The sequence below is a fragment of the Mycobacterium sp. NPDC050441 genome (genome assembly GCF_040655355.1).
Classification (GTDB): domain Bacteria; phylum Actinomycetota; class Actinomycetes; order Mycobacteriales; family Mycobacteriaceae; genus Mycobacterium.
Window position 1 is genome coordinate 160,486 of record NZ_JBFAJS010000006.1, and the last position, 25,353, is coordinate 185,838.

The 25,353-nt window shown below is 66.7% G+C and carries 28 protein-coding genes and 4 tRNA genes; 18 read left to right on the plus strand and 14 right to left on the minus strand.

What is annotated here, in order from left to right:
• Positions 1-58: 58 nt before the first annotated feature.
• The 6 genes from AB0I14_RS19115 to pstB all read left to right on the plus strand — a co-directional run bounded on the left by AB0I14_RS19115 (position 59) and on the right by pstB (position 5,790).
• A complete protein-coding gene (locus AB0I14_RS19115; RefSeq protein ID WP_358024807.1) occupies positions 59-859 on the plus strand; it encodes a response regulator transcription factor in 801 nt (266 codons plus the stop codon).
• Positions 856-1,734: a mycothiol synthase gene (gene mshD / locus AB0I14_RS19120; RefSeq protein WP_358024810.1), complete on the plus strand. Its 879-nt coding sequence runs from the start codon at positions 856-858 to the stop codon at positions 1,732-1,734. The genes AB0I14_RS19115 and mshD overlap by 4 nt, the downstream gene beginning before the upstream one ends.
• Before the next feature lie 121 nt (positions 1,735-1,855).
• A complete protein-coding gene (gene pstS, locus AB0I14_RS19125; protein ID WP_358024813.1) occupies positions 1,856-2,983 on the plus strand; it encodes a phosphate ABC transporter substrate-binding protein PstS in 1,128 nt (375 codons plus the stop codon).
• Positions 2,984-3,037: 54 nt separating this feature from the next.
• The gene (gene pstC / locus AB0I14_RS19130; protein WP_358024816.1) at positions 3,038-4,093 is read left to right on the plus strand and encodes a phosphate ABC transporter permease subunit PstC; all 1,056 of its coding nucleotides are present in this window, start codon (positions 3,038-3,040) and stop codon (positions 4,091-4,093) included.
• The gene (gene pstA / locus AB0I14_RS19135) at positions 4,090-5,004 is read left to right on the plus strand and encodes a phosphate ABC transporter permease PstA (protein WP_358024819.1); all 915 of its coding nucleotides are present in this window, start codon (positions 4,090-4,092) and stop codon (positions 5,002-5,004) included. Before pstC ends, pstA begins: the two co-directional genes overlap by 4 nt.
• Before the next feature lie 9 nt (positions 5,005-5,013).
• Positions 5,014-5,790, plus strand: coding sequence for a phosphate ABC transporter ATP-binding protein PstB (gene pstB / locus AB0I14_RS19140; RefSeq protein ID WP_358024822.1), 777 nt, complete (start codon positions 5,014-5,016; stop codon positions 5,788-5,790).
• Between the two features lie 19 nt (positions 5,791-5,809).
• Here the strand turns inward: pstB and AB0I14_RS19145 are convergent, their stop codons facing one another.
• The gene (locus tag AB0I14_RS19145; RefSeq protein WP_358024824.1) at positions 5,810-6,784 is read right to left on the minus strand and encodes a zinc-binding alcohol dehydrogenase family protein; all 975 of its coding nucleotides are present in this window, start codon (positions 6,782-6,784) and stop codon (positions 5,810-5,812) included.
• A gap of 81 nt (positions 6,785-6,865) precedes the next feature.
• Here AB0I14_RS19145 and AB0I14_RS19150 point away from each other — a divergent pair, with 81 nt between their 5' ends.
• Positions 6,866-7,384: a MarR family transcriptional regulator gene (locus tag AB0I14_RS19150; protein ID WP_358024827.1), complete on the plus strand. Its 519-nt coding sequence runs from the start codon at positions 6,866-6,868 to the stop codon at positions 7,382-7,384.
• A gap of 3 nt (positions 7,385-7,387) precedes the next feature.
• Here AB0I14_RS19150 and phoU read toward each other — a convergent pair whose 3' ends face one another.
• The 4 genes from phoU to AB0I14_RS19170 form a co-directional block, all read right to left on the minus strand.
• Positions 7,388-8,053, minus strand: a complete 666-nt coding sequence (phoU, locus tag AB0I14_RS19155) for a phosphate signaling complex protein PhoU (RefSeq protein ID WP_358024830.1) — start codon at positions 8,051-8,053, stop codon at positions 7,388-7,390.
• An 85-nt stretch (positions 8,054-8,138) separates the two neighbouring features.
• Complete coding sequence (locus tag AB0I14_RS19160) at positions 8,139-10,523, minus strand: LCP family protein (RefSeq protein WP_358024833.1); 2,385 nt, start codon at positions 10,521-10,523, stop codon at positions 8,139-8,141.
• Between the two features lie 237 nt (positions 10,524-10,760).
• Positions 10,761-11,945, minus strand: coding sequence for a tRNA dihydrouridine synthase DusB (gene dusB / locus AB0I14_RS19165; RefSeq protein ID WP_358024836.1), 1,185 nt, complete (start codon positions 11,943-11,945; stop codon positions 10,761-10,763).
• Positions 11,942-12,946 (minus strand): acyl-ACP desaturase, encoded by a 1,005-nt coding sequence (locus tag AB0I14_RS19170; RefSeq protein WP_358024839.1) that lies wholly within the window; start codon positions 12,944-12,946, stop codon positions 11,942-11,944. The genes dusB and AB0I14_RS19170 overlap by 4 nt, the downstream gene beginning before the upstream one ends.
• 198 nt (positions 12,947-13,144) lie before the next feature.
• On the opposite strand from AB0I14_RS19170, the gene AB0I14_RS19175 reads away from it, so the two are divergent.
• A complete protein-coding gene (locus AB0I14_RS19175; protein WP_358025474.1) occupies positions 13,145-13,594 on the plus strand; it encodes a hypothetical protein in 450 nt (149 codons plus the stop codon).
• 172 nt (positions 13,595-13,766) lie between these two features.
• Positions 13,767-14,207, plus strand: a complete 441-nt coding sequence (locus AB0I14_RS19180; protein ID WP_358024842.1) for a hypothetical protein — start codon at positions 13,767-13,769, stop codon at positions 14,205-14,207.
• Positions 14,208-14,226: 19 nt separating this feature from the next.
• Here AB0I14_RS19180 and AB0I14_RS19185 read toward each other — a convergent pair whose 3' ends face one another.
• Positions 14,227-14,811 (minus strand): TetR/AcrR family transcriptional regulator, encoded by a 585-nt coding sequence (locus tag AB0I14_RS19185; protein ID WP_358024845.1) that lies wholly within the window; start codon positions 14,809-14,811, stop codon positions 14,227-14,229.
• An 80-nt stretch (positions 14,812-14,891) separates the two neighbouring features.
• Between AB0I14_RS19185 and AB0I14_RS19190 the strand changes: the two genes are divergently transcribed.
• Complete coding sequence (locus AB0I14_RS19190; protein WP_358024849.1) at positions 14,892-15,902, plus strand: oxygenase MpaB family protein; 1,011 nt, start codon at positions 14,892-14,894, stop codon at positions 15,900-15,902.
• 10 nt (positions 15,903-15,912) lie between these two features.
• Here AB0I14_RS19190 and AB0I14_RS19195 read toward each other — a convergent pair whose 3' ends face one another.
• On the minus strand, positions 15,913-16,269 hold the full coding sequence (locus tag AB0I14_RS19195) for a DUF732 domain-containing protein (RefSeq protein WP_358024852.1): 357 nt from the start codon (positions 16,267-16,269) through the stop codon (positions 15,913-15,915).
• 224 nt (positions 16,270-16,493) lie between these two features.
• Here AB0I14_RS19195 and AB0I14_RS19200 point away from each other — a divergent pair, with 224 nt between their 5' ends.
• Complete coding sequence (locus AB0I14_RS19200) at positions 16,494-16,859, plus strand: group 1 truncated hemoglobin (RefSeq protein ID WP_358024855.1); 366 nt, start codon at positions 16,494-16,496, stop codon at positions 16,857-16,859.
• Positions 16,860-16,915: 56 nt separating this feature from the next.
• Here AB0I14_RS19200 and AB0I14_RS19205 read toward each other — a convergent pair.
• Positions 16,916-16,991, minus strand: a tRNA-Lys gene (locus AB0I14_RS19205).
• A gap of 135 nt (positions 16,992-17,126) precedes the next feature.
• Between AB0I14_RS19205 and AB0I14_RS19210 the strand changes: the two genes are divergently transcribed.
• The 3 genes from AB0I14_RS19210 to AB0I14_RS19220 all read left to right on the plus strand — a co-directional run bounded on the left by AB0I14_RS19210 (position 17,127) and on the right by AB0I14_RS19220 (position 17,424).
• Positions 17,127-17,199, plus strand: a tRNA-Glu gene (locus tag AB0I14_RS19210).
• Positions 17,200-17,234: 35 nt separating this feature from the next.
• Positions 17,235-17,311: transfer RNA gene (locus AB0I14_RS19215), tRNA-Asp, on the plus strand.
• Positions 17,312-17,350: 39 nt separating this feature from the next.
• Positions 17,351-17,424 (plus strand) — tRNA-Phe (locus AB0I14_RS19220).
• A gap of 242 nt (positions 17,425-17,666) precedes the next feature.
• Here AB0I14_RS19220 and AB0I14_RS19225 read toward each other — a convergent pair.
• Positions 17,667-18,158, minus strand: coding sequence for a hypothetical protein (locus AB0I14_RS19225; RefSeq protein ID WP_358024858.1), 492 nt, complete (start codon positions 18,156-18,158; stop codon positions 17,667-17,669).
• Positions 18,159-18,209: 51 nt separating this feature from the next.
• Here AB0I14_RS19225 and AB0I14_RS19230 point away from each other — a divergent pair, with 51 nt between their 5' ends.
• The 3 genes from AB0I14_RS19230 (at position 18,210) to AB0I14_RS19240 (ending at position 20,632) form a co-directional block, all read left to right on the plus strand.
• The gene (locus tag AB0I14_RS19230) at positions 18,210-18,557 is read left to right on the plus strand and encodes a DUF2200 domain-containing protein (protein ID WP_358024861.1); all 348 of its coding nucleotides are present in this window, start codon (positions 18,210-18,212) and stop codon (positions 18,555-18,557) included.
• Between the two features lie 123 nt (positions 18,558-18,680).
• Positions 18,681-18,944 (plus strand): hypothetical protein, encoded by a 264-nt coding sequence (locus tag AB0I14_RS19235; RefSeq protein WP_358024864.1) that lies wholly within the window; start codon positions 18,681-18,683, stop codon positions 18,942-18,944.
• A gap of 125 nt (positions 18,945-19,069) precedes the next feature.
• Positions 19,070-20,632 (plus strand): DUF4132 domain-containing protein, encoded by a 1,563-nt coding sequence (locus AB0I14_RS19240; protein WP_358024867.1) that lies wholly within the window; start codon positions 19,070-19,072, stop codon positions 20,630-20,632.
• A gap of 108 nt (positions 20,633-20,740) precedes the next feature.
• Here the strand turns inward: AB0I14_RS19240 and AB0I14_RS19245 are convergent, their stop codons facing one another.
• From AB0I14_RS19245 to AB0I14_RS19265, 5 genes are all read right to left on the minus strand, one after another.
• Complete coding sequence (locus AB0I14_RS19245; protein WP_358024870.1) at positions 20,741-21,364, minus strand: hypothetical protein; 624 nt, start codon at positions 21,362-21,364, stop codon at positions 20,741-20,743.
• Between the two features lie 132 nt (positions 21,365-21,496).
• A complete protein-coding gene (locus AB0I14_RS19250; protein ID WP_358024873.1) occupies positions 21,497-22,309 on the minus strand; it encodes a L,D-transpeptidase in 813 nt (270 codons plus the stop codon).
• 82 nt (positions 22,310-22,391) lie between these two features.
• On the minus strand, positions 22,392-22,592 hold the full coding sequence (locus AB0I14_RS19255; RefSeq protein WP_358024876.1) for a hypothetical protein: 201 nt from the start codon (positions 22,590-22,592) through the stop codon (positions 22,392-22,394).
• Positions 22,589-23,455, minus strand: a complete 867-nt coding sequence (locus AB0I14_RS19260; RefSeq protein WP_358024879.1) for a DUF692 domain-containing protein — start codon at positions 23,453-23,455, stop codon at positions 22,589-22,591. Before AB0I14_RS19260 ends, AB0I14_RS19255 begins: the two co-directional genes overlap by 4 nt.
• The gene (locus AB0I14_RS19265; RefSeq protein WP_358024882.1) at positions 23,452-24,336 is read right to left on the minus strand and encodes a TIGR04222 domain-containing membrane protein; all 885 of its coding nucleotides are present in this window, start codon (positions 24,334-24,336) and stop codon (positions 23,452-23,454) included. The genes AB0I14_RS19260 and AB0I14_RS19265 overlap by 4 nt, the downstream gene beginning before the upstream one ends.
• 469 nt (positions 24,337-24,805) lie before the next feature.
• On the opposite strand from AB0I14_RS19265, the gene AB0I14_RS19270 reads away from it, so the two are divergent.
• Positions 24,806-25,333, plus strand: a complete 528-nt coding sequence (locus AB0I14_RS19270; RefSeq protein ID WP_358025476.1) for a YdcF family protein — start codon at positions 24,806-24,808, stop codon at positions 25,331-25,333.
• Positions 25,334-25,353 lie beyond the last annotated feature (20 nt).

The window sequence follows — 25,353 nt, forward strand, 5'->3', positions numbered from 1 at the left end:
TGGACATCGGGGTCCGGGCGATCGTGGGAAGTGATTGCCGGCGCGCCGGAGGACCCCGTTGGATCTGCTGCTACTGACCGTCGACCCGCACCCTGAGTCGGTCCTGCCCTCGCTGACCCTGCTGGCGCACACCGTGCGCACCGCACCGACCGAGGTGTCCTCGCTGCTGGAGGCAGGCAGTGCCGATGTCGCGATCGTCGACGCGCGTACCGATCTCGCTGCTGCTCGCGGCCTGTGCCGCCTACTGGGAACGACGGGCACTTCGGTCCCGGTCGTCGCGGTGATCAACGAGGGCGGGTTGGTGGCGGTCAACCACGAATGGGGTCTGGACGAGATCCTGCTTCCCAGCACGGGCCCGGCCGAGATCGATGCCCGGCTGCGGCTGCTGGTCGGCCGGCGTGCCGGCGGCGCCAACCAGGAGAACGTCGGCAAGATCACCCTCGGTGAACTCGCGATCGACGAGGGCACCTACACCGCTCGCCTGCGGGGGCGTCCCCTCGATCTCACCTACAAGGAATTCGAGCTGCTCAAATACCTCGCACAGCATGCCGGGCGGGTCTTCACCCGGGCGCAGCTGCTGCAGGAGGTGTGGGGCTACGACTTCTTCGGCGGTACCCGCACCGTCGACGTGCACGTCCGCCGGCTGCGCGCCAAGCTCGGCCCCGAGTACGAATCGCTGATCGGCACCGTCCGCAACGTCGGATACAAGGCGGTGCGCCCGTCCCGCGGCCGCACCGCCGCAGGCGGGGCGTCCGGCGCCGGCGCCGGCGACGCCGCCCCGGACGACGATCACGACGACTTCGACCCGGCAAGGGACGAGGCCGACGAGCCGCTCGCCGGGCAGTTGCCCAGCCAGTGACCGACCTCGACTGGCGTACCGGGCTGCCAGCAGCTGAACAGGCCGAGATCCGTGCACTCATCGCCGCAGCCACCGCGGCCGACGGCGTGGCCCCGGTCGGCGATCAGGTGCTGCGTGAGCTCGGCCAGGACCGGACCCGCCACCTGCTGGCGACCGACGGTGCAGATCTCGTCGGGTACCTGAACCTGGCCCCGGCCGGCGACGATGACCCGGCGATGGCCGAACTCGTGGTGCGTCCGGACGCCCGACGGCGCGGTATCGGTGCTGCGCTGGCCCGTGCCGGGCTCGCCGAGGGCGCGGCAGGAACGCGCATCTGGGCACACGGCAACCTCGAGGCGGCCCGCGCCCTGGCGGCCGCGCTGGACCTCAAGGTGGTCCGCGAACTGCTGCAGATGCGTCGCCCGCTGACCGACCTGCCGCCGCTGCGCACCACCGAGGGCGTGCGGATCAGTACCTACGCCGGGCCCCGGGACGACGCCGAGATCCTGCGGGTCAACAACGCCGCCTTCTCCTGGCATCCGGAACAGGGCGGCTGGACCGAGCAGGAAATGGCCGAACGGCGGAGCGAGCCGTGGTTCGACCCCGACGGCCTCTTCGAGGCTTTCGACGAAGACACCGGGGCTCTGCTCGGCTTCCACTGGACGAAAGTCCATGACGGCAACCTCGGCGAGGTCTACATCGTCGGCGTCGACCCCGCCGCGCAGGGGAGAGGCCTGGGCTCGGTACTCACCCTGCTCGGTCTGCACCACCTCGCCGAGCGGTCCCTGGCGACGGTGCTACTTTACGTCGAGGCAGATAACTCGGCGGCCGTGGCGACCTACCGAAACTTGGGTTTCGAGGTGTTCGGCGTCGACGTGGCGTACGCCGCCGGTTAACCCGTTTAGCTGTGGACACGCTGAACCTATTCATTGCTGATTCACCTGCTGTCCGCGAGCCGTCCACTGGGGCCGAATACGTTGCCGGAGAGTTCGAAGCCGTCAATTGAAAGTGGGACAAGTGAAGCTCATCAGCATTGGTAAGCCGTTCGGTGTGGCGCTTTCCGCGACGGCCATCGCGGCACTCACGCTGACCGCGTGTGGCAGCGACAACAACGCTGCCGGCACCAGTTCGCCGGCCGCGGGCAGCAGCTCGGCCGCATCGGCTGAGTGCAGCGGCAAGACCGCTCTGACGGGCGAGGGCTCGACGGCGCAGCAGAACGCCATTGCTGAGTTCAACAAGGTGTGGGGCCAGGTCTGCTCCGGCAAGAACCTGTCCTACAACCCGACCGGATCGGGCGCGGGCGTGGATCAGTTCATCGCCAAGCAGGTCGACTTCGCCGGCTCCGACTCGGCGCTCAAGGACGATCAGGTCAAGAAGGCCGCCGATCGCTGCGGGGGCAATGAGGCCTGGAACCTGCCGCTGGTGTTCGGCCCGGTCGCGCTGGCCTACAACGTCGAGGGCGTCGACAAGCTCGTGGTGAACCCCGAGGTGCTCGCCAAGATCTTCCAGGGCCAGATCACCAAGTGGAACGATCCGGCGGTGGCCGCGCTGAACGCCGGCACCACCCTGCCCGACCTGGACATCAAGCCGATCTACCGGTCGGATTCCTCGGGCACCACCGACAACTTCCAGAAGTACCTGGCCGCAGCCGCTCCGCAGACCTGGACCAAGGGTGCGGGCAAGGAGTTCCAGGGCGGTGCCGGTGAGGGCGCACAGAAGTCCTCCGGCGTCGTGCAGGCCGTTCAGGCCACCCCCGGCTCGATCGGCTACGTCGAGAAGAGCCCGGCCGCCGCTGCGGGCCTGCCCTACGCCCAGATCGACAGTGGTGCCGGCGCGGTGGCGCTGGACGACCAGTCGACCACCAAGGCCGTCGGCGCCGCCAAGTTCAAGGGTGACGGCAAGGACCTCGTGCTCGACCTGAACGCGCTTTACGCCTCGAAGGAAGCCGGCGTCTACCCGCTGGTGCTGGCCACCTACGAGATCGTTTGCTCCAAGGGGTACGACGCCGACACCGCATCGGCCGTCAAGTCCTTCCTGACCGTGGCCGCCAATGAGGGCCAGGCCAGCCTGTCGCAGGCCGGATACATCGCGCTCCCCGACGAGTTCAAGCAGCGCCTGCTGACCTCGGTCGAGGCCATCGCTTAGTAGCCGGACTGGCTTTAGAGGACGGATTTGGGCGAGGATGGATTTACCGACCGCATGACAACCAGGGGCCCCGACGGGACAACAGTGACTACGCCGAATCCAGCCGATTCGGGGTCGGGGGAGACGCTCGCGTCCCCCCACCCCGAGCCGGCGCCTATCTCCACCAATCCGTCCAAGGGAGCCAAGGTTCGCCTCGGTGACCGAATTTTCCGTGCGCTAGCCGAGGGTTCGGGCATCCTGATCGTCGCGCTGATCGCGGCGATCGGGGTGTTCCTGCTCTGGCGCGCGATTCCGGCGCTGGCCCGTAACGAGGAGAACTTCTTCCTCTACGGCGGCAACTGGATCACCACCGACACCTCGGCGATGCACTTCGGCATCTTCGATCTGCTGCAGGTGACGGTGTTCGTCTCGCTGTTCGCTCTGGTGCTGGCGATGCCGGTGGCCCTGGGTATCGCGATCTACCTGACTCAGTACTCGTCGCGGCGACTGGCGGGCCCGCTGGCCTATCTGGTGGACCTGCTGGCCGCAGTGCCGTCGATCGTCTACGGCGTCTGGGGCCTGTACGTCCTGGCGCCGGCGATCAAACCCTTTGCGGTGTGGCTCAATACGCACCTGGACTGGCTGTTCCTGTTCAAGACCGGCAATGCCTCGGTGGCCGGCGGCGGCACCATCTTCACCGCAGGCATCGTGTTGGCGGTGATGATCCTGCCGATCATCACCGCGGTGACCCGCGAGGTGTTCACCCAGACCCCGCGCGGTCAGATCGAGGCCGCGCTGGCGCTCGGCGCCACCCGCTGGGAAGTGGTGCGCACGACGGTGCTGCCCTTCGGGTTGTCCGGCTACGTCAGTGGCGCGATGCTCGGTCTGGGTCGCGCGCTCGGTGAGACCATTGCGCTGCTGATCATCCTGCGCGGCACCCAGACCGCGTTCAGTTGGTCGCTGTTCGACGGCGGCTACACCTTCGCGAGCAAGATCGCCGCCACCGCAAGCGAATTCAACGATCAGTACAAGGCGGGCGCCTACATTGCCGCCGGCCTGGTGCTGTTCATCCTGACCTTCGTGGTGAACTCGCTGGCCCGCGCTGCGGTGTCCGGGAAGGGGCGCTCATGACCTCCACCCTCGAGCGGCCGGTCAAGTCGCCTGCGTTCCAGGGCGTGAGTCTGCGCCGCAAGCTGACCAACCACCTCGCCACGGTTCTGGTGACCCTGTCACTGCTGGTCGCCCTGGTGCCCCTGGTCTGGGTGCTGTACTCGGTGATCGTCCGGGGCTGGGCCGCATTGAGCTCAGCCACCTGGTTCACCAATTCCCAGTCCGGGATGACGACGTTCACTGCCGGTGGCGGTGCTTATCACGCGATCGTCGGCACCCTGCTGCAGGGCGTCGTGTGCTCGCTGATCTCCATTCCGATCGGCGTGATGGTGGGCGTGTACCTGGTCGAGTACGGCGGCGGTACCCGCTTGGGCAAGGTCACCACATTCATGGTGGACATCCTCACCGGTGTGCCCTCGATCGTCGCCGCGCTGTTCATCTACGCGTTGTGGGTGGCCACGTTCGGGTTCGGCCGGTCCGGGTTCGCGGTGTCGCTGTCGTTGGTGCTGTTGATGATTCCGGTGATCGTGCGGGCTACCGAGGAGATGCTGCGCATCGTCCCGATGGATCTGCGTGAGGCGAGTTATGCGCTGGGCGTGCCGAAGTGGAAGACCATCATCCGAATCGTGATCCCGACGGCCTTGTCGGGCATCGTCACCGGAATCATGCTGGCGCTGGCCCGCGTGATGGGTGAGACTGCGCCGCTGCTGATCCTGGTCGGCTATGCGCAGGCGATGAACTTCGACATGTTCGGCGGGTTCATGGGATCCCTGCCGGGCATGATGTACGACCAGATCTCGGCGGGCGCAGGCGCCAACCCGGTGCCCACCGACCGGCTGTGGGGTGCGGCGCTGACGCTGATCCTGCTGATCGCCCTGCTCAATATCGGCGCTCGCACGGTCGCCAAACTCTTTTCCCCCAAGAAGGTGTAGGAGCTATCCATGGCCAAGCGGCTGGATCTCAAGGACGTCAACATCTACTACGGCGCGTTCCATGCCGTTTCCGAGGTTTCGCTGTCGGTGCAGCCGCGCAGCGTGATGGCTTTCATCGGCCCGTCGGGTTGCGGTAAGTCGACGGTGCTCCGGACGCTGAACCGCATGCACGAGGTGATCCCCGGTGCCCGCGTCGAGGGCTCGGTGCTGCTCGACGGTGAGGACATCTACGGCGCCGGCGTGGACCCGGTGGGTGTGCGCAAGACCATCGGCATGGTGTTCCAGCGTCCGAACCCGTTCCCCACCATGTCGATCCGTGACAACGTGGTGGCCGGGCTGAAGCTGCAGGGCGTGCGCAACAGGAAGGCCCTGGACGAGGTGGCGGAGCGCTCGCTGCGCGGCGCCAACTTGTGGAACGAGGTCAAGGACCGCCTGGACAAGCCCGGTGGTGGCCTGTCGGGTGGTCAGCAGCAGCGGTTGTGCATCGCCCGTGCGATCGCGGTGCAGCCCGACGTCCTGCTGATGGATGAGCCCTGCTCGGCGCTCGACCCGATCTCGACACTGGCCATCGAGGATCTGATCTCCACGCTCAAGCAGGATTTCACGATCGTCATCGTCACCCACAACATGCAGCAGGCCGCCCGGGTGAGTGATCAGACCGCGTTCTTCAATCTGGAGGCCACCGGTAAGCCCGGCAAGCTGATCGAGATCGACGACACCGAGAAGATCTTCTCCAACCCCACCCAGAAGGCGACCGAGGACTACATCTCGGGCCGCTTCGGCTGACCTGCCGGTGCCGGGGCCGTCAAGGCGTCAGCACTACCCGCGTTCCCGAGGGCTCGCTGCCTGCCCACACCTCGGCGACGTCGGCCAATGGTCTTGCCTGGGTACGTAATTCGAGCTGTCCGTCGGCGACCATCGCGAACAACCGGGGCAGCGCCTCAGTGCGGGCCTGGATCAGCACCTCGGGTGGGACGCTGCCGATGCCTACCCCGCTCAGGGTGATCCCGGTGCCGCGCAGCACTCCGGCGTCCAGGGGAAGCGTCGGACCGGTCATCGACCCGATCTGAACGAAGCGGGTCGGGTGGTAGTGCGCGGCCGGATGGCTGGCGGCCAGGGCCGTGAGCACCTGGTTTGCCGGCTCGCCCCACAAGTAGTCGAGTACCGCGTCGAACGGGCGCCGGGCATGCATCTCGGCGACCTGGGCGCCCAGGTCCTCCTCGCCGAGGGCGATCGTGGCGTGGGCGCCTGCGGACCGCAGCCAGGCGAGCCGCTCGGTGTTGCGGCCGGCGGCCACCACCGTCTCGGCACCGAACATGGCGGTGGCCAATTGCACTGCCATCGAACCGGTTACGCCAGTGGCGCCGAGCACCAGCACGTGATCGCCGGGTTTGACCGCTGCGGCGTGCGACAGCGCGGTCCAGGCCGAGATGCCCGGGTTGGGCAGGGCGGCGGCGGTGACCGAGTCGACGTGTGCGGGGATCTCGACGCCGGCGTGGGGGTCGACGACTGCGCGCTGCGCCATCATTCCCGAGTATCCGAGGGCTCCGGTGTAAATGCGGCGGCCGTCGGCGAGGCGGGCGACGCCGTCGACCCCGGGAATGGCCGGAAGCTGGATTTCCTTGCTGGCGTAGTGCTTTCCCGACACCAGGGCACGGGTGAGGTTGGTCAGGGCCGATGCTTCGACGGTCGCCACCTCGGCGCCGTCGCGCGACTGGGGCTCAGGTATGTCGGTGTAGACGGGGTGCCTGCCCCATTCGGTGACCAGTGCTGCCAGCATGTCGACTCCTTTGGTTTCCTTAGATATGGTTTCTATGGAAACAATGTACGCAGGAGTGCCGCCGGTGGCAATATGGTTTCCGTGAAAACCAAACTCGAGCTGATCGACGCCGTCACCGGGCTCATGGCCACGGTGTCCGACCGGCTCGGGAACGACGGGGACGGCGACGCGGAGCGTGATTTCATGGCCGCCGGATGCCCGCAGCGGCTGCAGCAGGCCGTGCGGACGCTACCGACCTCGTCGATGCACCTGCTGGCGGAGATCGCCGACGGCCCGATCAGCGTCGTCGGGTTGGCGGCGCGGTCCGGCCGGCTCAAGGGCACGGTGTCCAAGCACGTACAGCGGCTGGTCGAGGCCGGCCTCGTGGTTCGCACGCCGGTACCCGGCAACCGCAAGGAGATCGAGCTCGGCCTGACCGCTGACGGCGAACTCGTCGTCGATGTACACCGGCGGCTGCACGAGGAGATGAACCGCGGGACCCGCGAGTTCCTGCTGCGCTACAGCGGCGCGGACCTGCAGGTACTGGTGAAGATCCTGGGGGACCTGGCCGGCGCGCACAAGGACGGGGTCCGTCTCGTACCGCCCGCCGACCGGTCCTGAGGCCTACTTCGAGGGAACCGATTCGTCGTCCGGGTACGAACCGGTGACCTGGAAGATGACCCGCCGGGCCACCTCGACGGCATGGTCGGCGAAGCGCTCGTAGAAGCGGCTCAACAACGTCACGTCGACGGCAGCGGTCACACCGTGCTTCCACTCCCGGTCCATCAGCACCGAGAACAGGTGGCGATGCAGGTCATCCATCGCATCGTCTTCCTCCTGGATCCGGGCGGCCTTCTCCGGATCCTGGGTGAGCAGCACCTCACGGGCAGCGTGGCCCAGTTCGACGGCAACCCGGCCCATCTCGGCGAAGTACCCGTTCACTTCCTCGGGCAGCACATGCTGGGGGTGGCGGCGGCGCGCGATCTTGGCCACATGCAGCGCCAGCGCGCCCATCCGGTCCACGTCGGCGACGATCTGAATCGAACCCACCACCGAGCGCAGATCACCGGCCACGGGCGCCTGCAGCGCGAGCAACACGAACGCAGATTCCTCGGCCTGGGTGCTCAGCGTGCTCATCTGATCGTGATCGCTGATGACCTGTTCTGCGAGGGCCAGATCGGCCTGCAGCAGCGCCTGGGTGGCGCGCTCCATTGCGGTACCCGCCAACTCGCACATCGCGCCGAGTTGGTCCGTCAGTGAATGCAACTGCTCGTGGTATTGGGTACGCATGCTGCAAGATTAGGCGGTCGGTGGCCCTCTCGTCACGATGCAACGATGAACGAACGGTGAATGCCGTCCCGCCCGGATCGCCGGACTATTCGCAGGTGGTGTCGGCGGCGTTGGTGACGGTCAGGTCCTCGGGGAGGTGCGTCGGGCTGGCGCCGGTGCCCTTCAGCACGTGCACCTGCACTTCCGACCCACTCGGGGTCGGGGCATTAACCGTGTAGAAATCGGAGCCCAGCACCACCTGCACTACGTCGCCCATGCCCGACACGCGTTCGATGGTGGGGTTGGCGAAGGAGCTGGCCACGGTCGCGGCCGCCTCCTCGTTTCCGGGGGAGAAGAACACCGTGGTCGCCGGAAGTATGCTCGGGTAGTCATCGGGGGCGTTGACGTTGAAGCCGTGTTCCTGCAGTTCGGTGGCCGCGGTGGAGGCCAGGCCGCTCTGGCCGGTCGAGTTCGACACCTGCACCGTGACCTGCTGCGGTTCGGTGGCGATGGCGCTGACCATTTCACCGCTGTCCGTCGTGGCAGGCGCAGGCGCAGGCGCCGGCGCTGTCGACTGGGGTGTCTCCGACGGAGCGGCAGCCTGGACGGACGCCGTCGCTGATTCCGGGGTGCCGGGCACCGGGGTGTTGTCCGGATTCTTCTCACCCGGCAGCGGGTCGTCGTTGATGATCGCGTCGAACAGGGAACGCATGTCATCGGTACGCGGGACCTCGTTGCCGTATTCGTCGGCGTATCCGACGGTCGGCACAGTGACGAACGAGATCCGGCCTGCGTTGACGCCTTGGACGGATTGACCGAGGTCGACGAGATCCTTCGTCCTGATGTTGTCGACGAAGCTGTCGCTGATGAACATATTGACAACGCTGTTCAGCTTGTTCAGCGAGAAGAAGGTGTCCCGGGAGATCAGCGACCGCAACAGCGAGGACAGGAACAGCTGCTGACGTTTGATCCGGCCGTAGTCGCTCGTGACCTCCGTGGTGACATGCCGGGCCCGGACATAGTTGAGTGCGGTATGGCCGTCGACGACCTGACGACCGGGGTTCGCCAGCACCGTGCCGAGAATTTCGTCTTCCAACGGCGCGGTACTGCACACCTCTATCCCGCCGAGAGCGTCGACCATCTTGGAGAATCCGGCGAAGTCGACGGCCATGAACCGGTTGATGGACAGCCCGGAGAGCTTCTGGATGACCTTCACCAGGCATTTCGGACCGCCGAAGGCGAAGGCCGAGTTCAGTTTGGTTTCGGTGTAGACCTCGTCGGGCCCGGTGGTCCCCGATTCCTCGTCGTACTGCGGACCGTAGGTCGCCGTCTGTGAGTTCCAGGGTTCGCACTTCATCGGGGTGATCGACAGGTCTCGCGGGAACGACACGGCGACGACGCGCCGCCGGTCGGCCGGGATGTTCACGAGCATCACGGTGTCGGACCGGACGCCGTCGGCATCCTGGGTGTTGCCCGCACCCATGTCGCTGTTCTGGCCGGCGCGGCTGTCGGTACCGACGATCAGGAAGTTCTCGTCACCGAACTGGGCGTTGGGGTCGACGATGTCGCGCGAGTTGAGGTCGAGCGCAGCCACTTTGTTGAGGCTGTTGTTCTTCGAGCTCTGCCACTGCCAGGCCCCGCCGGTCAGTACCAGGGTGAGAACCGCGAGCATCGCCGCGGCGGCCCGTCCGGCCAGCATCACCCGGCGGTTGATCGGTGGCCGCACCTTCTCGATCTCATCGGTGTCTGCGCGATCGTGCTCGGAATCGTGCTCATTCTCCGACGTCTGGCGGGCCCGCCAGGACGTGCGTGCCTTGGGTACGTCGTACTCGTAGACCTGCAGAGCCGGCAACACGTCGGTGTTCGCGGCGTCGATCTCGCGGTGATCCGGCGCGTTCGCGAAGGGCTCCTCGAAGGGCTCCTCGAAGGGCTCTTCGAAAGGTTCCGGGAACTCCAGGGCCTCGAGGGAATCCTGGGGTTCATCGACCTGCGGGTCGATCCGCACCGCCTCGATCACGTCGGTCGGATCGGGTACCCGCGGGCGGACATACGCCGGTGCGTACGCCGGCACGGGTTCGGGTTCGGGCTCCGGAAGCAGCTGCGGCTCGGGTTCCGGTTCCCATGCGTGGGCCGGCTGCGGCTCGGGTTCTGGTTCCCGTGCGTGGGCCGGCTGCGGCTCGGGTTCTGGTTCCCACGCGTGGGCCGGTTCAGACTCTGGTTCTGGCTCCGGGTCGTCGGGTTCCAGCCGGTGGCGGGACGGCGTGTATCCGGTCCCGGCCACCTTGGCGATCAGGTCTGCGACAGTTACCCCGTCGGCGTGACTGCCGGTGGGCTCATCGAGGGATGAATCGTCGGGTGACGGCGCATCCTGACGTTCCCACGGCGCGGCACCTGGCAAAGGCTCCCGGGATCGGGTAATCCATTGGTTGTCCGACGAATCCTCCGGGGAGCGGCGCCGACGGCCGGGAGTGGCGTTATCACCGTCACTCATGTCGTTACCGGCCTCCGACTCTTCGAACTAGCGCATGCGCGTCGGTGCGCATCGTTCCTGAGGTGTGAATTGGGTGCTGCTGAGGTTTTTCTCCTCATCTCTTCTAGCAGCACTGTGCCGGACTGGCTACTTGAGCCGTCCGCGGCAAGGTTTTTATCGTACTGAGCCATCCTGTGACTGAGCTAGACCCAACCCGGTGACAGAGCCGTCTCGATGTCATCTCGGAGCGAGGGCAGGTCAGCCTCCGGAATGCATCACATCGGCCCCGGCCGGCACCGCGCAGTCGTCGGGATCGTCGAGCCATCCCTCGGGCAACGACACCGAGGCGGCCGAGCCCTGGCGCCCGCGCGGACCGGTGGCCGCAGGCGGAAACGGGGCGTCGCCGTCCAGTTGGTCGAGCAGTGCGTCGAGTTCGGCACGGGTCTTGACCAGTGCCAGCCCACGCCGCAGGTCGGCGCCGGCAGGGAACCCGTGCAGGTACCAGGCCACGTGCTTGCGGATGTCGCGCATGGCCTTGTCCTCGCCGCAGTGCTCGCTGAGCAGTTCGCCGTGGCGGCGCACGATGTCGGCCACCTCGCCGAGGTTCGGCGGGGTGGCGGCGGGGCGTCCGTTGAAGGCTGCCGAGAGCTCGGCGAACAGCCATGGTCGGCCCAGGCAGCCCCGGCCGATCACCACGCCGTCGCAGCCGGTCGCGGCCATCATCGCGAGCGCGTCGTCGGCCTCGAAGATGTCACCGTTGCCCAGCACCGGAATGCCGGTGACATGGGCTTTGAGCGCGGCGATCTGGTCCCAGTCGGCGGTCCCGGAATAGCGCTGTGCCGCAGTACGCGCATGCAGTGCGACGGCTGCCGCCCCCTCCTCTGCAGCGATCCGTCCGGCGTCAAGGTGCGTGTGGTGGGCGTCGTCGATGCCGATCCGGAACTTCACCGTCACCGGAATGTCGGTGCCCGCGACGCCACGCACCGCAGCCGCCACGATCTGGCCGAACAGGCGGCGCTTGTACGGCAGTGCCGATCCGCCGCCACGCTTGGTGACCTTGGGAACCGGGCAGCCGAAATTCATGTCGATGTGGTCGGCCATGCCCTCGTCGGCGATCATCTTGGCCGCGAGGTAGGTGGTTTCCGGGTCCACGGTGTAGAGCTGCAGCGACCGCGGTGATTCGTCGGGGCCGAACGTCGTCATGTGCAGGGTCACCGGGTGGCGCTCGACCAGGGCCCGTGCCGTGACCATCTCGCACACATACAGCCCGCTGACGGTTCCGGCGCGGGCGATCTCGAGCTCGCGGCACAGTGTGCGGAACGCCACATTGGTCACCCCGGCCATCGGGGCGAGCACGACCGGGCTGGGCAACGCGAACGGCCCGATCCGCAATTGGGATCGGGCCGGCGCTGCCGTTGCAGGGGGTGGGGCCGTCAGCGTCATGCAGTCGACGAGGACGACACCAGCAGGTTCTTCATGGCCTTCTTCTCGGCGACCTTGCGCTCACGCTCCAGGCGGCGTTCCTTGGCCACCTCGAACTTGTCGCAGGTGTCCTCGAGCTCCTCGACGATGCGGCCGAGGTCGTCGCGCAGCCGCGCGCCCTCGCCGGTGAAGTCCTCGCGCTCGAAGATGCGCCACTTGCGCAGGACCGGCATCACCACGTCGTCCAGGTGGATCCGCGGATCGTAGACGCCGCCGACGGCGATGATGACGGCCTTGCGGCGGAAGTCGGGCACGGTGTATCCGGGCATCTTGAAGTTGTCCAGTACGCGGTGCAGCGAGGCCATGCCCTGGTTGGGGGCGATGTCCAGGCCGGCTGCCGAGACGTCCCGGTAGAAGATCATGTGCAGGTTCTCGTCGGCGGAGATGCGCTGCAGCAGCTGGTCGGCGATCGGGTCGTCGCAGGCCTTGCCGGTGTTGCGGTGGCTGACGCGGGTCGCGAGTTCCTGGAACGACACGTACATCACCGAGTCGAACAGGCTCTCGGCGAAGAGGTCGCCCTGCTGGTTCTGGCCGGGGGAGAAGCCGCGGGTGACCTGCTCGACGCGCAGCTCTTCCAGCTCGACGGGGTCGACGGCGCGGGTGACGACGAGGTAGTCGCGCAGGGCGATGCCGTGGCGGTTCTCTTCAGCGGTCCAGCGGTTGACCCAGTTACCCCAGGCACCGTCCATGCCCATGTTCATCGCGATCTCGCGGTGATAGGACGGCAGGTTGTCCTCGGTGAGCAGGTTCTGAATCATCGCGGTGCGGGCGACCTCGGACAGCTTGGATTGCCCGGGCTCCCAGTCCTGTCCGCCGAGTGCGTAGTAGTTCTTGCCGTCCGACCACGGGATGAAGTCGTGCGGATTCCAGTCCTTACGCATCCGCATATGGCGGTTGATGCTGGTCTCAACGACAGGCTCGAGTTCGTGCAGAAGCTGCAGGTCTGTGTATTCCTGCGACATGTGCCCTCGTCCTCCTCGCGTCCCCTGGGACGCTCAGTTATCTGTACCTGTTGGTAGCAGTCAATATATCTGTGTAACTCGGTGACATCAAGTTGCCCCGCCCGTATTTGACGAGCCCTGCGCCGTGCGGGTATCGACGGTACGATCCGCACGAACATCTGTCGGATACCCACGCTCGGAGGTTGGGCACACGTGAAAATGCTTGTCGTCGGTGCCGGAGTCGCGGGCGCCACTGGTGCGGCCGTATCCCTGCTGTTCGGTGCCGGAGTTGCGGCCGCCGCCCCTGACGTCGTGGGGCAGACCTACTCGGACGCCTCGAGCGCGATCGAGGATAGCGGTTCCAGCGCCAAGGTCGCGGTCACTGTGGGCAGCAAGCTGTCCCAGGATGATTGCATCGTCACCAATGCGTGGGACGCCCCGTTCGTCCGCGACGGCAGCCATGCCTCCGGCGAGGTCATGGTGTCCCTGAACTGCGACGGTGGCCATGCCACCGCCAACCACCCGGGCGCCTCGGTCGCCAGCCCGGCCGGCCGTGAGGCCAAGGCCGCCGATGATGAGGCCGCCGCAAAGGAGGAGGCGCAGCTCGCCGCAGCCCAGGCTGCAGCGGAGGAAGAAGCGCTCGCCGAGGCCAGCACGCCCGACGAGTAGGCGCGTTCTTCCTGGTCAAGCGCCCCGTCGGCGACTAAAATTCTCGGCAGCTCCCAAAGAGTGTTTGCCGTGACACCTTGTCGCGGACCGCGGGGTCGCTGACACGTACGGCGGGCACCGCCGTCGCCCCACCTCTCCGGGAGAGATCGCCGGACGGGGAAGGTCGGGCTAGATGAAGAACGCGATCGGGTTCGGAAGCGTTATCGGTATGTCTGCGGCGGGTTTTGCGTTCGCCGTGATGGGTGCGGGGGCGGCCCATGCGGCGCCGGACGTCGTGGGGCAGAAATACAGCGACGCGGTCAGCACCATCGAGGACGGCGGCGGCACGGCGCATGTTGCTGTCAGCGTGGGCGGTCGATTGCCGCGCGACGAGTGCATCGTCACCAATGCCTGGACCGTCCGGCAGTTGGTGCCGCAGAAGTCCGACACCTACTTCGAGTACACCGAAGACGTGACGCAGGTGGCGCTCAACTGCGACGGTGACCACGCCACCGAGACCCACCCTGGTGCGTCGGTCGGCAGCCCGGCCGGACGTGAGGCCAAGGCGGCTGAAGATGAGGCCGCCGCGGCCCAGCAGGAGCCGATCGCCGAGGCCAGTACCCCCGACGAGTAGCGGGGCCTTGGGGGTTGCCTCAGAAACTGCCGACCCGCCCGAGCAGCATGTCCACGCAGTAGTCGATGAACTGTTCACGGCTGGCCGGCAGCCTGTCGTCGAGATACGCGCTGAACAGCGCGGTCAACGCTCCGATCAGGCTGGTGGCGACCATCGCCTGGCGCACCGGGTCGGCGATGCGGGTCAGTTTGCGCTGCAGCAGGCCGATGAAGTTGGGCATCCACTCCGCGCCCGAGCGGGTCAACACCGGTTCGGATTCCGGGGCGAGCAGCAGCACCCGGCCCCGGGTGGGATCGTCCACCATCAGGGCGACAAATTGTTCCACCGCGTCGCGGGGCGTGGCAGCCGTGGTCAGCGCCGACATCGCCCGCGCGCAGACGTCGTCGTAGACGGCCCGGACGAACGTGTCACGGTCGGTGAAGCTCTCGTAGAAGTACCGTTCGGTGAGTTCGGCCGCCCGGCAGACCGCACGGACCGTCAGGGCCGGGCCCTCGGCTTTGCCCAGCAGCGCGACCCCTGCTGCGATCAGTTCGTCGCGACGACGGGTCGCGCGTTCCTGCAGCGGAACGCCCGACCATCGGCCGCGTCGTTGACCGGATGGCACATCTACTCCTAAGCTTTGATGACAACGTGTGTAGTCACAATTGAAACAGGCCCATCGTTCTGCCGGCAGAAAGCGCACCTGTGACACAAGATACTTCTGAGACATGCCCGGTGACCAGCGGTTCCGACGTCGTGGCGGCGGGTTGCCCGGCCGCCGCGGGCGGGTATGACGCGCCGCCGGTACCGCTGGGGCCCGATTCGCTGACGTGGAAGTACTTCGGTGACTGGCGCGGCATGCTGCAGGGCCCGTGGGCTGGCTCCATGCAGAACATGCACCCGCAACTCGGTGCGGCCGTCGAGGAGCACTCGATCTTCTTTCAGGAGCGCTGGCCCCGCCTGCTGCGCTCGCTGTACCCGATCGGCGGCGTGGTGTTCGACGGAGACCGGGCGCCGTCGACCGGTGCCGAGGTTCGCGACTACCACGTCAACATCAAAGGGGTTGACGCTCAGGGGCGCCGCTACCACGCACTGAATCCCGAGGTCTTCTACTGGGCGCATTCGACGTTCTTCGTCGGCACGATCATCGTGGCCGACCGGCTCGCGGGCGGGATCTCCGAAGCCGACAAGCGGCAGCTGTTCGAGGAGCACAAGCAGTGGTACTCGATGTACGGGATGAGCATGCGCCCCGTGCCGGAAACCTGGGAGGACTTCCAGGTCTACTGGGATCACATGTGCCGCAACGTGTTGGAGAACAACCAGGCGGTCCGCGAGGTGTTGGACCTCTCGGAGCTGCCCAAGCCGCCGTTTGCCTCGAAGATGCCGGACTGGATGTGGGCGGTGCAGCGCAAATATGTGGTGCACCCGTTGTTCGTGTGGTTCACCGTCGGTCTGTACCACCCGGCGGTGCGCGAGCTGATGGGCTACACCTGGTCGGAGCGTGACGAGAAGGTGCATCGCCTGTTGGGCAAGGTGATTGGCAGAGTGTTCACGATCGTGCCCCGTCGCCACCGCATGCATCCGCGGGCGCGCAGCGCGTGGGATCGCGTCACCGGCCGTATCCCGGCGGACGCACCCTTGGTGCACACCCCGGCCCGCAACCTGCCGCCAATTGGCCACCGCGACAACGGGATGCACTACTGCCCGAAGGTCTGAACGGACCGCCTCAGCGCCCGACGAATGGGGCGTTCTGCGGGCAGTAGACCTTGACCGCACCCCGGACCAGGTTCGCGGCCTGGTGTTTGTCGATGGCGGCCTGGGTCATCAGCTGGCTGATGACCCCTCGCACCGTGCGCGCGGGCTCGATCTTGCCCTTCGTGAGCGCGTCACAAACTCCGCGCCCGACCTGGCCGGCCTCCTCGGCCGAGTTGGTCGGGATGTTCAGGTCCTTGACGATGGTGAAGAACTGATCGTCCTGAGCGTCCGCATGGGCCGGTGCGACCCCGAATGCGGCGCCGGCGGCCAGCGCGGCAGCACCGATCGCGGTGGCCATGGCTCGAGCGCTCAGGCGCCGGGAGAACACGCTGCTGACTCCTTCATGCTGTCGACCCCGAACGTGAACTTGATGGGGAGATTGCTCGGCAATCGCGCATCTTCTTCACGTTGGGCCGTCCGACCCCGCGTACAACGATAAACGGGTGTGGCCCGTGGTGCGTCGGCATGGGTGTGAAAGCGCAGCAGACGGCTGTAGCGGATCGGCTACGCGTTCGAAACTGGGCGGCAACGACGTCGGGCGAAGCTGGCGCCATGACGACCATCTATGACCAGATCGGCGGGGCCGAGGCACTCGAGACCGTCGTCGAGGACTTCTATCGGCGGGTACTCGCGGACGGCGAGCTGGCCGGCTTCTTCACCGGAACCAACATGGCCAGGCTCAAGGGCAAGCAGGTCGAGTTCTTCGCCGCGGCATTGGGCGGCCCAGTGCAGTACAGCGGTGCACCGATGCGTCAGGTCCATCAGGGCCGCGGCATCGCCATGCATCACTTCACCCTGGTGGCCGGCCACCTCTCCGACAGCCTGGCCGGTGCCGGAGTGCCCGAACCGATCACCGGACAGATCATCGCCGCGATCGCTCCGCTGGCCGACGAGATTGCGACCGCGCGGAGCGCGTAGACCGCGGGAGCGCGGAGTGCGTGAGCCGCACCGTGACCCGCCTTGCGGCGGGTGTTTGGTGCCCCCAGTAGGGCTCGAACCTACGACCTGCGGATTAAAAGTCCGTAGCTCTACCAACTGAGCTATAGGGGCGCGAGAAGACAGGGTACAAGATGACCGAAATTGGTGTTGCGACCACCGGGTTTGAGGATTTGGGCATCTGTACCCTAAGCTATCGAAGCTCCCAACGAACGAGGTTGACGAGTACCCCGGAGAGATTCGGATTAGGCCCCCATCGTCTAGTGGCCTAGGACGCCGCCCTTTCACGGCGGTAGCACGGGTTCGAATCCCGTTGGGGGTACGCAACGCGGAAACGCGGAGCATGCTGGAAAGTAAGGCCCTGTGGCGCAGTTGGTTAGCGCGCCGCCCTGTCACGGCGGAGGTCGCGGGTTCGAGTCCCGTCAGGGTCGCCATCACGGCGAGGCACTTCGGTCTAAGGCCGACGGCCTTCCGGCCAGGTAGCTCAGTTGGTACGAGCGTCCGCCTGAAAAGCGGAAGGTCGCCGGTTCGATCCCGGCCCTGGCCACTGAGAAAACCCGCTGCTTGTAGCGGGTTTTTCTGCATTCTGGGGACGTTCCGGCATGAGCGCATATTGGTAGAGCGGCCGCCCTATCGACGGGTCCGCAAGGGTGTGCTCGCGGCGGGCAACCAAGTTCCCGGGTCTTCACGCCAGCCGCGGCGCCAGTGGGTTGCGGCGCAGTTCGCGGCTCATGACACCATCGTTGGCCACACGGCCCGCAGCCGGATCAGTAGAACTACGTGGACACGTCAGTCGATGAGGCTCACGAGTGCGGGATCGGCGAACAGCGCCGTCGGGATCCCGAGAACCTGCTTGGGGCGGACTCGCAGCACGATCAGCGCACCGGCCGGGCGGACCGAGATGATGTTGCTGCGGCTGATGACCAGAGTGGACGCCGGGGTGTCGATACGGATTCGGGTTTCATCACCGCCGGCGGCCCACCGCGAACCGGTGCGCAGAACTCGCCGGTTCGGGATGTAGGCGCACACCAGACTCACCAAGACAGCGAACGCCGCGTACACCGCAGCTGCCCCCGCGAATATGACGGACCCGACCAGCCACCCGCTGCCGTTGACGACACACACTGCGGCGGCGATCGCCGCGACCACCGTCGTGAATGTCAGCAGCCGTTTCCACAGCGCGGGTTGCCGCAGAATCGAAAGCGTTGCCCGGCGCGCGTCGCCGGGCTGAGCGGTCCACTCCGTGGTGGCCTTGGGGATCTGATCCACGCTGCCGGTCACGACAGCAGTCTGGCACGGCACGGGGACGTCACCACGCCGTAGCCTCGACGCATGGAGCACCGGATCTTCGGCACCGCCGTCGCCGCGGTGTACCCGCACTACCTGTCGAAGATGCAGCGCAAGGGCCGCACGCAGGCCGAGCTCGATGAGGCCATCTGCTGGCTGACCGGGTTCGATGAGACGGAGCTGCGGCGCCACCTCGGCGACGAGACCTCGTTCTCGGAGTTCTTTGCCGACGCCTCGCTGAACCCGAACGCCTCGCTCATCACCGGCGTCGTCTGCGGGGTGAAGGTGCAGGAGATCGAGGACCCGCTGATGCGGAAGATCCGCTACCTCGACAAGCTCGTCGACGAGCTCGCGCGCGGCAAGCCGATGAACAAGGTGCTGCGCACGGCGTAGTCGGTGACAGCTCCTGGTGATGCGCTGCCTCGCACATCCGCCAGAGTCCGCCCGCGTAGAGGAAGCCGAGCAGTGAATAGCCTTGTTTGGTTCGTGGACGGTAGTTGGTCCTGGAATTCGTCGATGACGGGGATCGTGTTCGACTTGCTTGAGGACCGGCTGCCCGACGGTGGCCGCAAGGCCGAGATCGTCGAGTTGCGTGACAACAACATCTTGATGCTTGACCTACGTGATCGATCGCAAGAGCAGCTCGTCGCGATCATCGCCAACGAGCTGAACGATTACCTCGAGGGCCGATTCGATGCCGACGCACGGAAGGCCTTTGAACCGGGGTATTCCGAGTTGCTCCGGTTGGCAGCGGCGCAGCATCGCCGCAATCATGCCTAGGGGGCGGCAACGCGACGAAGTGCGGCGCACCGGTCGGCGATGAGGAATGACGATGAGTTACGTGGCGGGACCGCCGGCGGGTTTGCGATCTCGATGAGTCTGTATGCCGACGTAACCTCTCCAGCATGACCGACGGGTTCCTCGAGGAACTGGAAGCCCATGTCGAAGTTCGTCTCGGATTGCCTGCTGCGAACGCATTGGGGATGCTGCGCGATCGGTGGGTGTTCGTCGGGGAGGACCACGATGTCCTGCGCGCGCTGACCGAGCAGCTCAGCAAGGACCCTGAATACCTCGAATTCGCGCGGCGCATCCTCACGCTCGCGGACTCGCGACTGGCGGCCATCCACGAGGGAACCGAGCCGTTTGTCGCCGACAAGGCGTTCACTGCGGCCGACGCGCGCGTGGTCGAGCGGGCTGCGCTCGTTGCGCTCGCGCTGGACGCCGACTGGGCGGAGCCGATTCCCCGAATTCTCGGCCGAGCCGCCATCGCACCCCAGACCACGGTCAAATCGGCACCGTCGCAGGCGGCGGCTTTCGCGCTTGCGCGCGCCATCATGGCCGCGCCGACCCCCGAGAGCGTGGCGGGCCTGGCGGACACCACGCGCGCTGTACGGCATGCCGGGATCAAGAAGAAGTTCACCAGGTACACGAAGGAGGCTCGTCGCGCACTTGCCGGGCGCCCGGACGTCGCCTTGCGGCTCCCGTTCGACGCCGCGCCCACGAAGGCCCAATTGACCACGTGGACCAAGTCATTGGAGGCGGGGTGGCTCGTCTCCGCGTCGTGGTCCTATCAGACGTGGATCGACGCTGCCTTCGCCGTTCCGGTCGCTCCGATCAGCACAGGCCTCATCTGGCAGACCGCCGGCGGCCAGGCATTCCTCGGCGGGCCAGGCGACTTCTCTGACGCGGAGGGCCGCCCGGTCGCCGTCCCTGGCACCTCCAGGATCCGACTCTGGCATCCGGCTGCGGCGACTCCCGACGAACGGGGCGCATGGCGGCTTCGCGTCCGAAACCTGCGACTGGTACAGCCTTTCGCGCAAGTGTTCCGCGAGCACTACGCCGGCGCCGATGCGGACCGCTTGATCGAGGGTCACGCGGTTCTGAACGTGCGGCAGCTGACTGGTCTGTATCGAGCAGAGGGATGGACGAACGGAGGCCACGAAACCATTACCCGACGGGTGGGTACTGTCGGCGCTGAGATGTGGTTCGACGGCTCGGTGTACCCGGGCTCGGGCCTGGAGACCTGCAGCGCGACAGGCCTGCGCGTCGGAGCACTGGGAATGGCCGCGGACGGCTCGGTGACAATTGCTGCCGAGTGCGAAGACCTGCCTGTCGTGTCCGAGATCATTCGCTCGGCCGACCTGATCCTCAGCACCTCCACTGTCGCGATCGAAGGCGCGTCCGAATCCGGCGGCTCATCCTCCAGTCAGTTACCGGCAGGAGTGCTCGCAACGCGGCGGGTGATCCTCGAGCACATCCTCGCCGAGCTCACTTCGGCCGGGCCGGTCCGGATCACCCAAAGGCACCTGGAGATCAACGGATTCAGGATCAGCCTCACCACAGGTCGGGTGACGCGGGACGGTGATCCTGTGGACATCACGCCGAAGAAGCGCCACGGCATGTGGCAGCCGGCCTCAGATCGACTGCTGACGATGATCGTCGGAACCGTCGCGGCCCTTCTCGACTAGATCTGCCAACCGGGAGTAGCCAGTCGAGTCCTGAACGATGCGGTGGTCGAGCTACGGCATGGGTGTCACCGCGGCAGCCGAAGTGGTGCAGCAGGTGATCGGACAGAGCTAGCACCAGCAGCCGCCGAACACCGAGGTGTGCTCGTCGGTTTCGACCGACTGCTCACGCACCACCGCTGACCCGCCCCGCGGATCGAAGTGCAGCACCGAGCTGACGGGATCGTGCCGGATCCAGACGGCGACGGACAGCGGATGTCCCCGTCCGATCTCGTAGGTGACCAGTTCGATTTGGCCGGGCTTCCCGAAACCGCGAACATCGGACACCGCCGCGCGTATCCGCGGCCCGGACAGATCCTCCGCGGTGAAGGCAGTCTCGCCCGCATGCAGATCGGAAATCGAGTCCATATCCTCGACCTCGCCGTCGCGAACCCAGTATTGGTGCAGCTGACCGTCGGCAGCGACTGCCTCGACCGAGATCAGGTTGGAGGTCACCGTCACTCGCCGCATCGGCTGCCCGCTGAGCCGGGCGCGCACCAAGTCCAGTTCCGAATCGAGCCGCTGCGAGGAGAACAGCTCCTCTTGCGGACCGCCGCTCAGCACTCGGCCGATCCGGCCCGGAGCGTCGACGGTGACCGCGACCACCGCGGCGATGGCCACGGCCACCGAGACGGCGACGGCCGCGATGTACTTCACCCGGTGGTTCGGCGGAGGTGCGCCCGGTCCGTTCTCCATGCCGTTCCCCTTTCGGCTCCTGCATATCCCGTCGAAGGTGCCGGTACGCGCCCAACACCACGGCGTGTGGCAACCCGCTTCAGATCGACTGGTGACAACGGTCGTCGGAACCGTCGCGGCGCTTCTCCCGACTCAGATCTGCCAATCGTTGGAGCCGTCGTACCGGGTGTAGGTGCCGGTCGAGTTCTGAACGATGATGGGATCGCCGGGGCGCACGTTGTCGAAGAACCACTGCGCGTTGGCGGGGCTGATGTTGATGCAGCCGTGACTGACGTTGCGCTTGCCCTGATCGGCCACCGACCACGGGGCGCTGTGGACGAAGTCGCCGCTGTCGTCGAACCGGACGGCCAGATCGACGGTCAGCTTGTATCCGTTCGGCGAGTTGACCGGGACGCCGTAGGTCGACGAATCCATCACCACCGAGGGCATTTTTTCTTGAACGTAGTAGGTGCCGTTCGGCGTCTGGTGGCCGCCGGTTGCCATGCCCATCGACATCGGGATGGTCTTCTCGACGGTCCCGTTGCGGGTGACGGTCAGTTGGTGGGTGGTGTCGTTTGCCGTGGCCACCAGCGTGTCCCCGGTGTTGAAGTTGGACACGGTGCCGCCGGCATCGACGGTGACCGCGGTGTGGGCGGGCCAGAAGCTCAGCGGACGCCAGCGCAGCTGCGTGGGGGTGATCCAGTAGAACTTGCCGGGAACCTCTGGGACGGACGAGACATGGATGGCGTTCTCGGTGGCACCGGCGTCATCCACGGGCCCGGGGAAGTTGATGATGATCGGCTGGGCCACACCGACGGTGGAGCCGTCTGCGGGCACGAGCCTCGGCGGTTCGAACGGCGCCGGATCTGCCGCTGCGGTTCCCGTGTCCAGCACGATCGCCGCGGCCACCAGCGAAGCCGCTCCGGCTGCCTTCCAAACGCCGAAAAGTCTTCTAGTCTCGTACATCCCTCACGTCGCTTTCTGGAAGTCGTGCGGCAATCGTTCCCGGCATCATCACACTGATGGCCGCTGTCACCTGACCATCGTGTCAGGCTTGTCTGGTAGTCAGCGGCGCACCCGACCACCACGGGCGCCGACGAGTGGCGGCACCCGAGTGCGCGTCCCGCTTGTGACGACACACCTTGCCTGCCGCGGCCACTGCCGCCGGATCGAACCCGGGTGGCACCGGGCCATCGGCAACCAACGCCCGGACCAGGGCTTCCTGCCGTTGAGCCAAGGTGTCTTTCATGCCCACGCCTTTCGCGCATGGGAGGTGATCGGCGCGGCCCCTGCGGCCGTGGCGATCGCGTCCAGCTCGTCGAATAGTTCCGCCGCCGGTGGGTACCGCCCGTCACGCTCGAGCATGAACGGGGTGTTCACCCGTTCACGTAGTGCGGTGACCAGGTCCAGCACCTCCGGCGGCGTCCGATCGGTGTGGGTGTCGTGATAGAAGTCGTCACCCTGCTGCCCACCCGCGACGTGGCTGTAGGCGACCCGCTCGACGGGGAGCCGGGCGAGCTCGCGTTGCGGGTCGAGGCCCCGATTCCGCGCATTGGCATAGACATTCGCCACGTCGAGCACCAGTAGCACGTCGGTGCGCTCGACCAGCTCGGTCAGGAACTCCGATTCACTGAGATCCGACTCGGGCCATTCCACGAACGAGGCGATGTTCTCCACCGCCAGTGGCACCGGCAGCTGCCGGCAGGTGCGGGTGATGTTCCGCGCCAACACATCCACTGCTTCCCGGGTGCGGGGCACCGGCAGCACGTGCCCCGCCTCGATCCCGCCGCCCCGCACGAACGCGATGTGCTCGCTGACCAGTGGGCAGCCCAGCGCCTCCGCGCAGGCCGCCAGTCGTCGGACCCGGGCCGGCTGCACCGGTTCCACACCGCCCAGGGACAGCGCGACCCCGTGCGGGATCACGGGGACTCCGGCGGCCGCGAGCCCGGCGAGCATTGGATCTGGCCGGGCCCGGCGTCGCCGCATCGGCACCGCTTCGGCGATCACCTCACAGAACCCGGGCGTGAGGTCGGCTATCAGCCCGGCGATTTCGCGGCGCCACCCCAGCCCCACGTCGCCCAGCGCGGGCACGGCGCGGGTCGCGGTGGTCATCCGCCGCACCCTCCGCAGCCGCCGCACCCACCTCCGCAGCCGCTCCCGCAGCCACCACCGTCGCCGCCACAGGAGGCGCCACTGCCGCCACTGCCGCCACCGTCGCCGCCTCCGGAGGACTCCCCGGCCAGCTGTACCGAACTGGAGTAGTCGGAGTCCACCGCCCACAGCGCTCCGGTGCCGAACACCGCCACCGAAAGGGCCACGGCTACCGGCCCATACGTTTCGAACGCCGGGCGCTCGGCCGGATTGAGGTAGGCCAGGCGTCCCTGCTCAGCGGCCAGCCGTTGCCGGCCCGCCCGCGTCAACCGGTCCACCGTGAGCAGCCGGGGCAGCACCGCGACGCTGTAGCCGACCGTCGCCAGGATCAGCACCACCAACGGCACCACGTAGCTCGGATGGTCTTCGGCATGGGTCGCCAGGTACACGCAGTAGCCGATGCCGATCGCCAGCACGACAAACGACGGTGCCGTACCCCAGCGCATCCGGGTCCGCTCGGACTGGCTGCGGAGCAGACCACGCTCGCTCAGCTGTTTTTCCAGCGCGGCGAGATCGTCGCCGGAATCGGCGTACAGGCTAGGCACTGTGTGGTCCGCGTCGGAGGCGACCCGCGCCAGCGTCTGTTCGGTGAATCGGTCGTCCTCCGGGCCGGCGGGCACCGCGCGGTCCACCCGGCCGTTGCCGGTGATCCGTCCACTGGCACGCAGTCCGGCCAGGGCGGCGACCACCGGGGCGATGTCCGATCGCAGGTAGGCGAGTTGGGTCGGGCTGATCGGGTCCTGGCTTGCCGGTCGCCGCGGAGCAGTGGCGGTCCGCCAGAGAACCGCGAAGACCGCCGCTGCGACCAGTGCGGCCAGGTACCACTTCGCTTCTGCGGTCATGGCCGTTGCGTACCAATCAGTCAGTTGCTCGATCGACATCACAGTCACCTCCTGGTGTTCGGTTCAGACCACCGTGCCGGGGCTGTGCCCGTTACCGGTCACAACTTTCAGTCAGGTCGTTGCGTCGTACGGCCCGGCTGAATCAGCCAGAGTGCACGGCGGGGGACAGCAGTTGGTGAGGGGTTGTTGGCTGTTGAATGAGGAAAATTCGTGCCGCCAACGGGTGTACGCCGAATGCGAAAACCGTTGTCGAGTCATGGGTTTGCGCGTAACGCCAATGCCCTGCCGGTCCGAAGACGGTGTTCGGTAGCGCTGGTCAGGGTGGCGGGAGTTCACAGTAGGCACACTGCGCCTCACGGACCCTATCTGTAACATTGCCCCCACAGGCATCGATAATCACGCGTGTCGCAAATTTTTCGGGGGTGAGACCGTGCGCCGAGGGTTGGCGGCAACTGTCCTGGCGGTGACGGTGGCGTTTGGCGGGCTGACCCCGGCCATCGCCCAGGCCGTCCCACCGGTGGCCGGCAAGGACTTCACCAAGCCCGCCATCGTCATCCTGGGCTACGGGCTGAAACCCGACGGGTCGATGCGCGCCATCCTGTATCACCGTGTGCTCACCGGGCTCGCGATCGCGCAGTCGTTCCCGCAATCGCCCGTCATCGTCACCGGCGGCAACCCTCAGAACGGTCAGACCGAGGCGGCGCAGATGCGCAATCTGCTTCTCATGCTGGGATTCCCGGCCAACCGGATCATCGTCGAGGACAAGGCCAACAGCACCGTGCAGAACGCACAGTTCTCGGTGCCGCTGGCCAAGAAGGCCGGGGCCACCGGGATCATCGTGGTGACCTCTTCGACGCATCAGGGCCGCGCAGATCAGAACTTCGCGAACGCGGGCGGCAATGTGCTGGCCACGGTGAGCTTCCCGGACGGGAACCCGTCGGTGAACATCGCGCAGTTCGTGCGCGATGTCCTGAGCCCGGTGACCCCGATCGGCTGACCAGCGGGGTTACGCTGCAG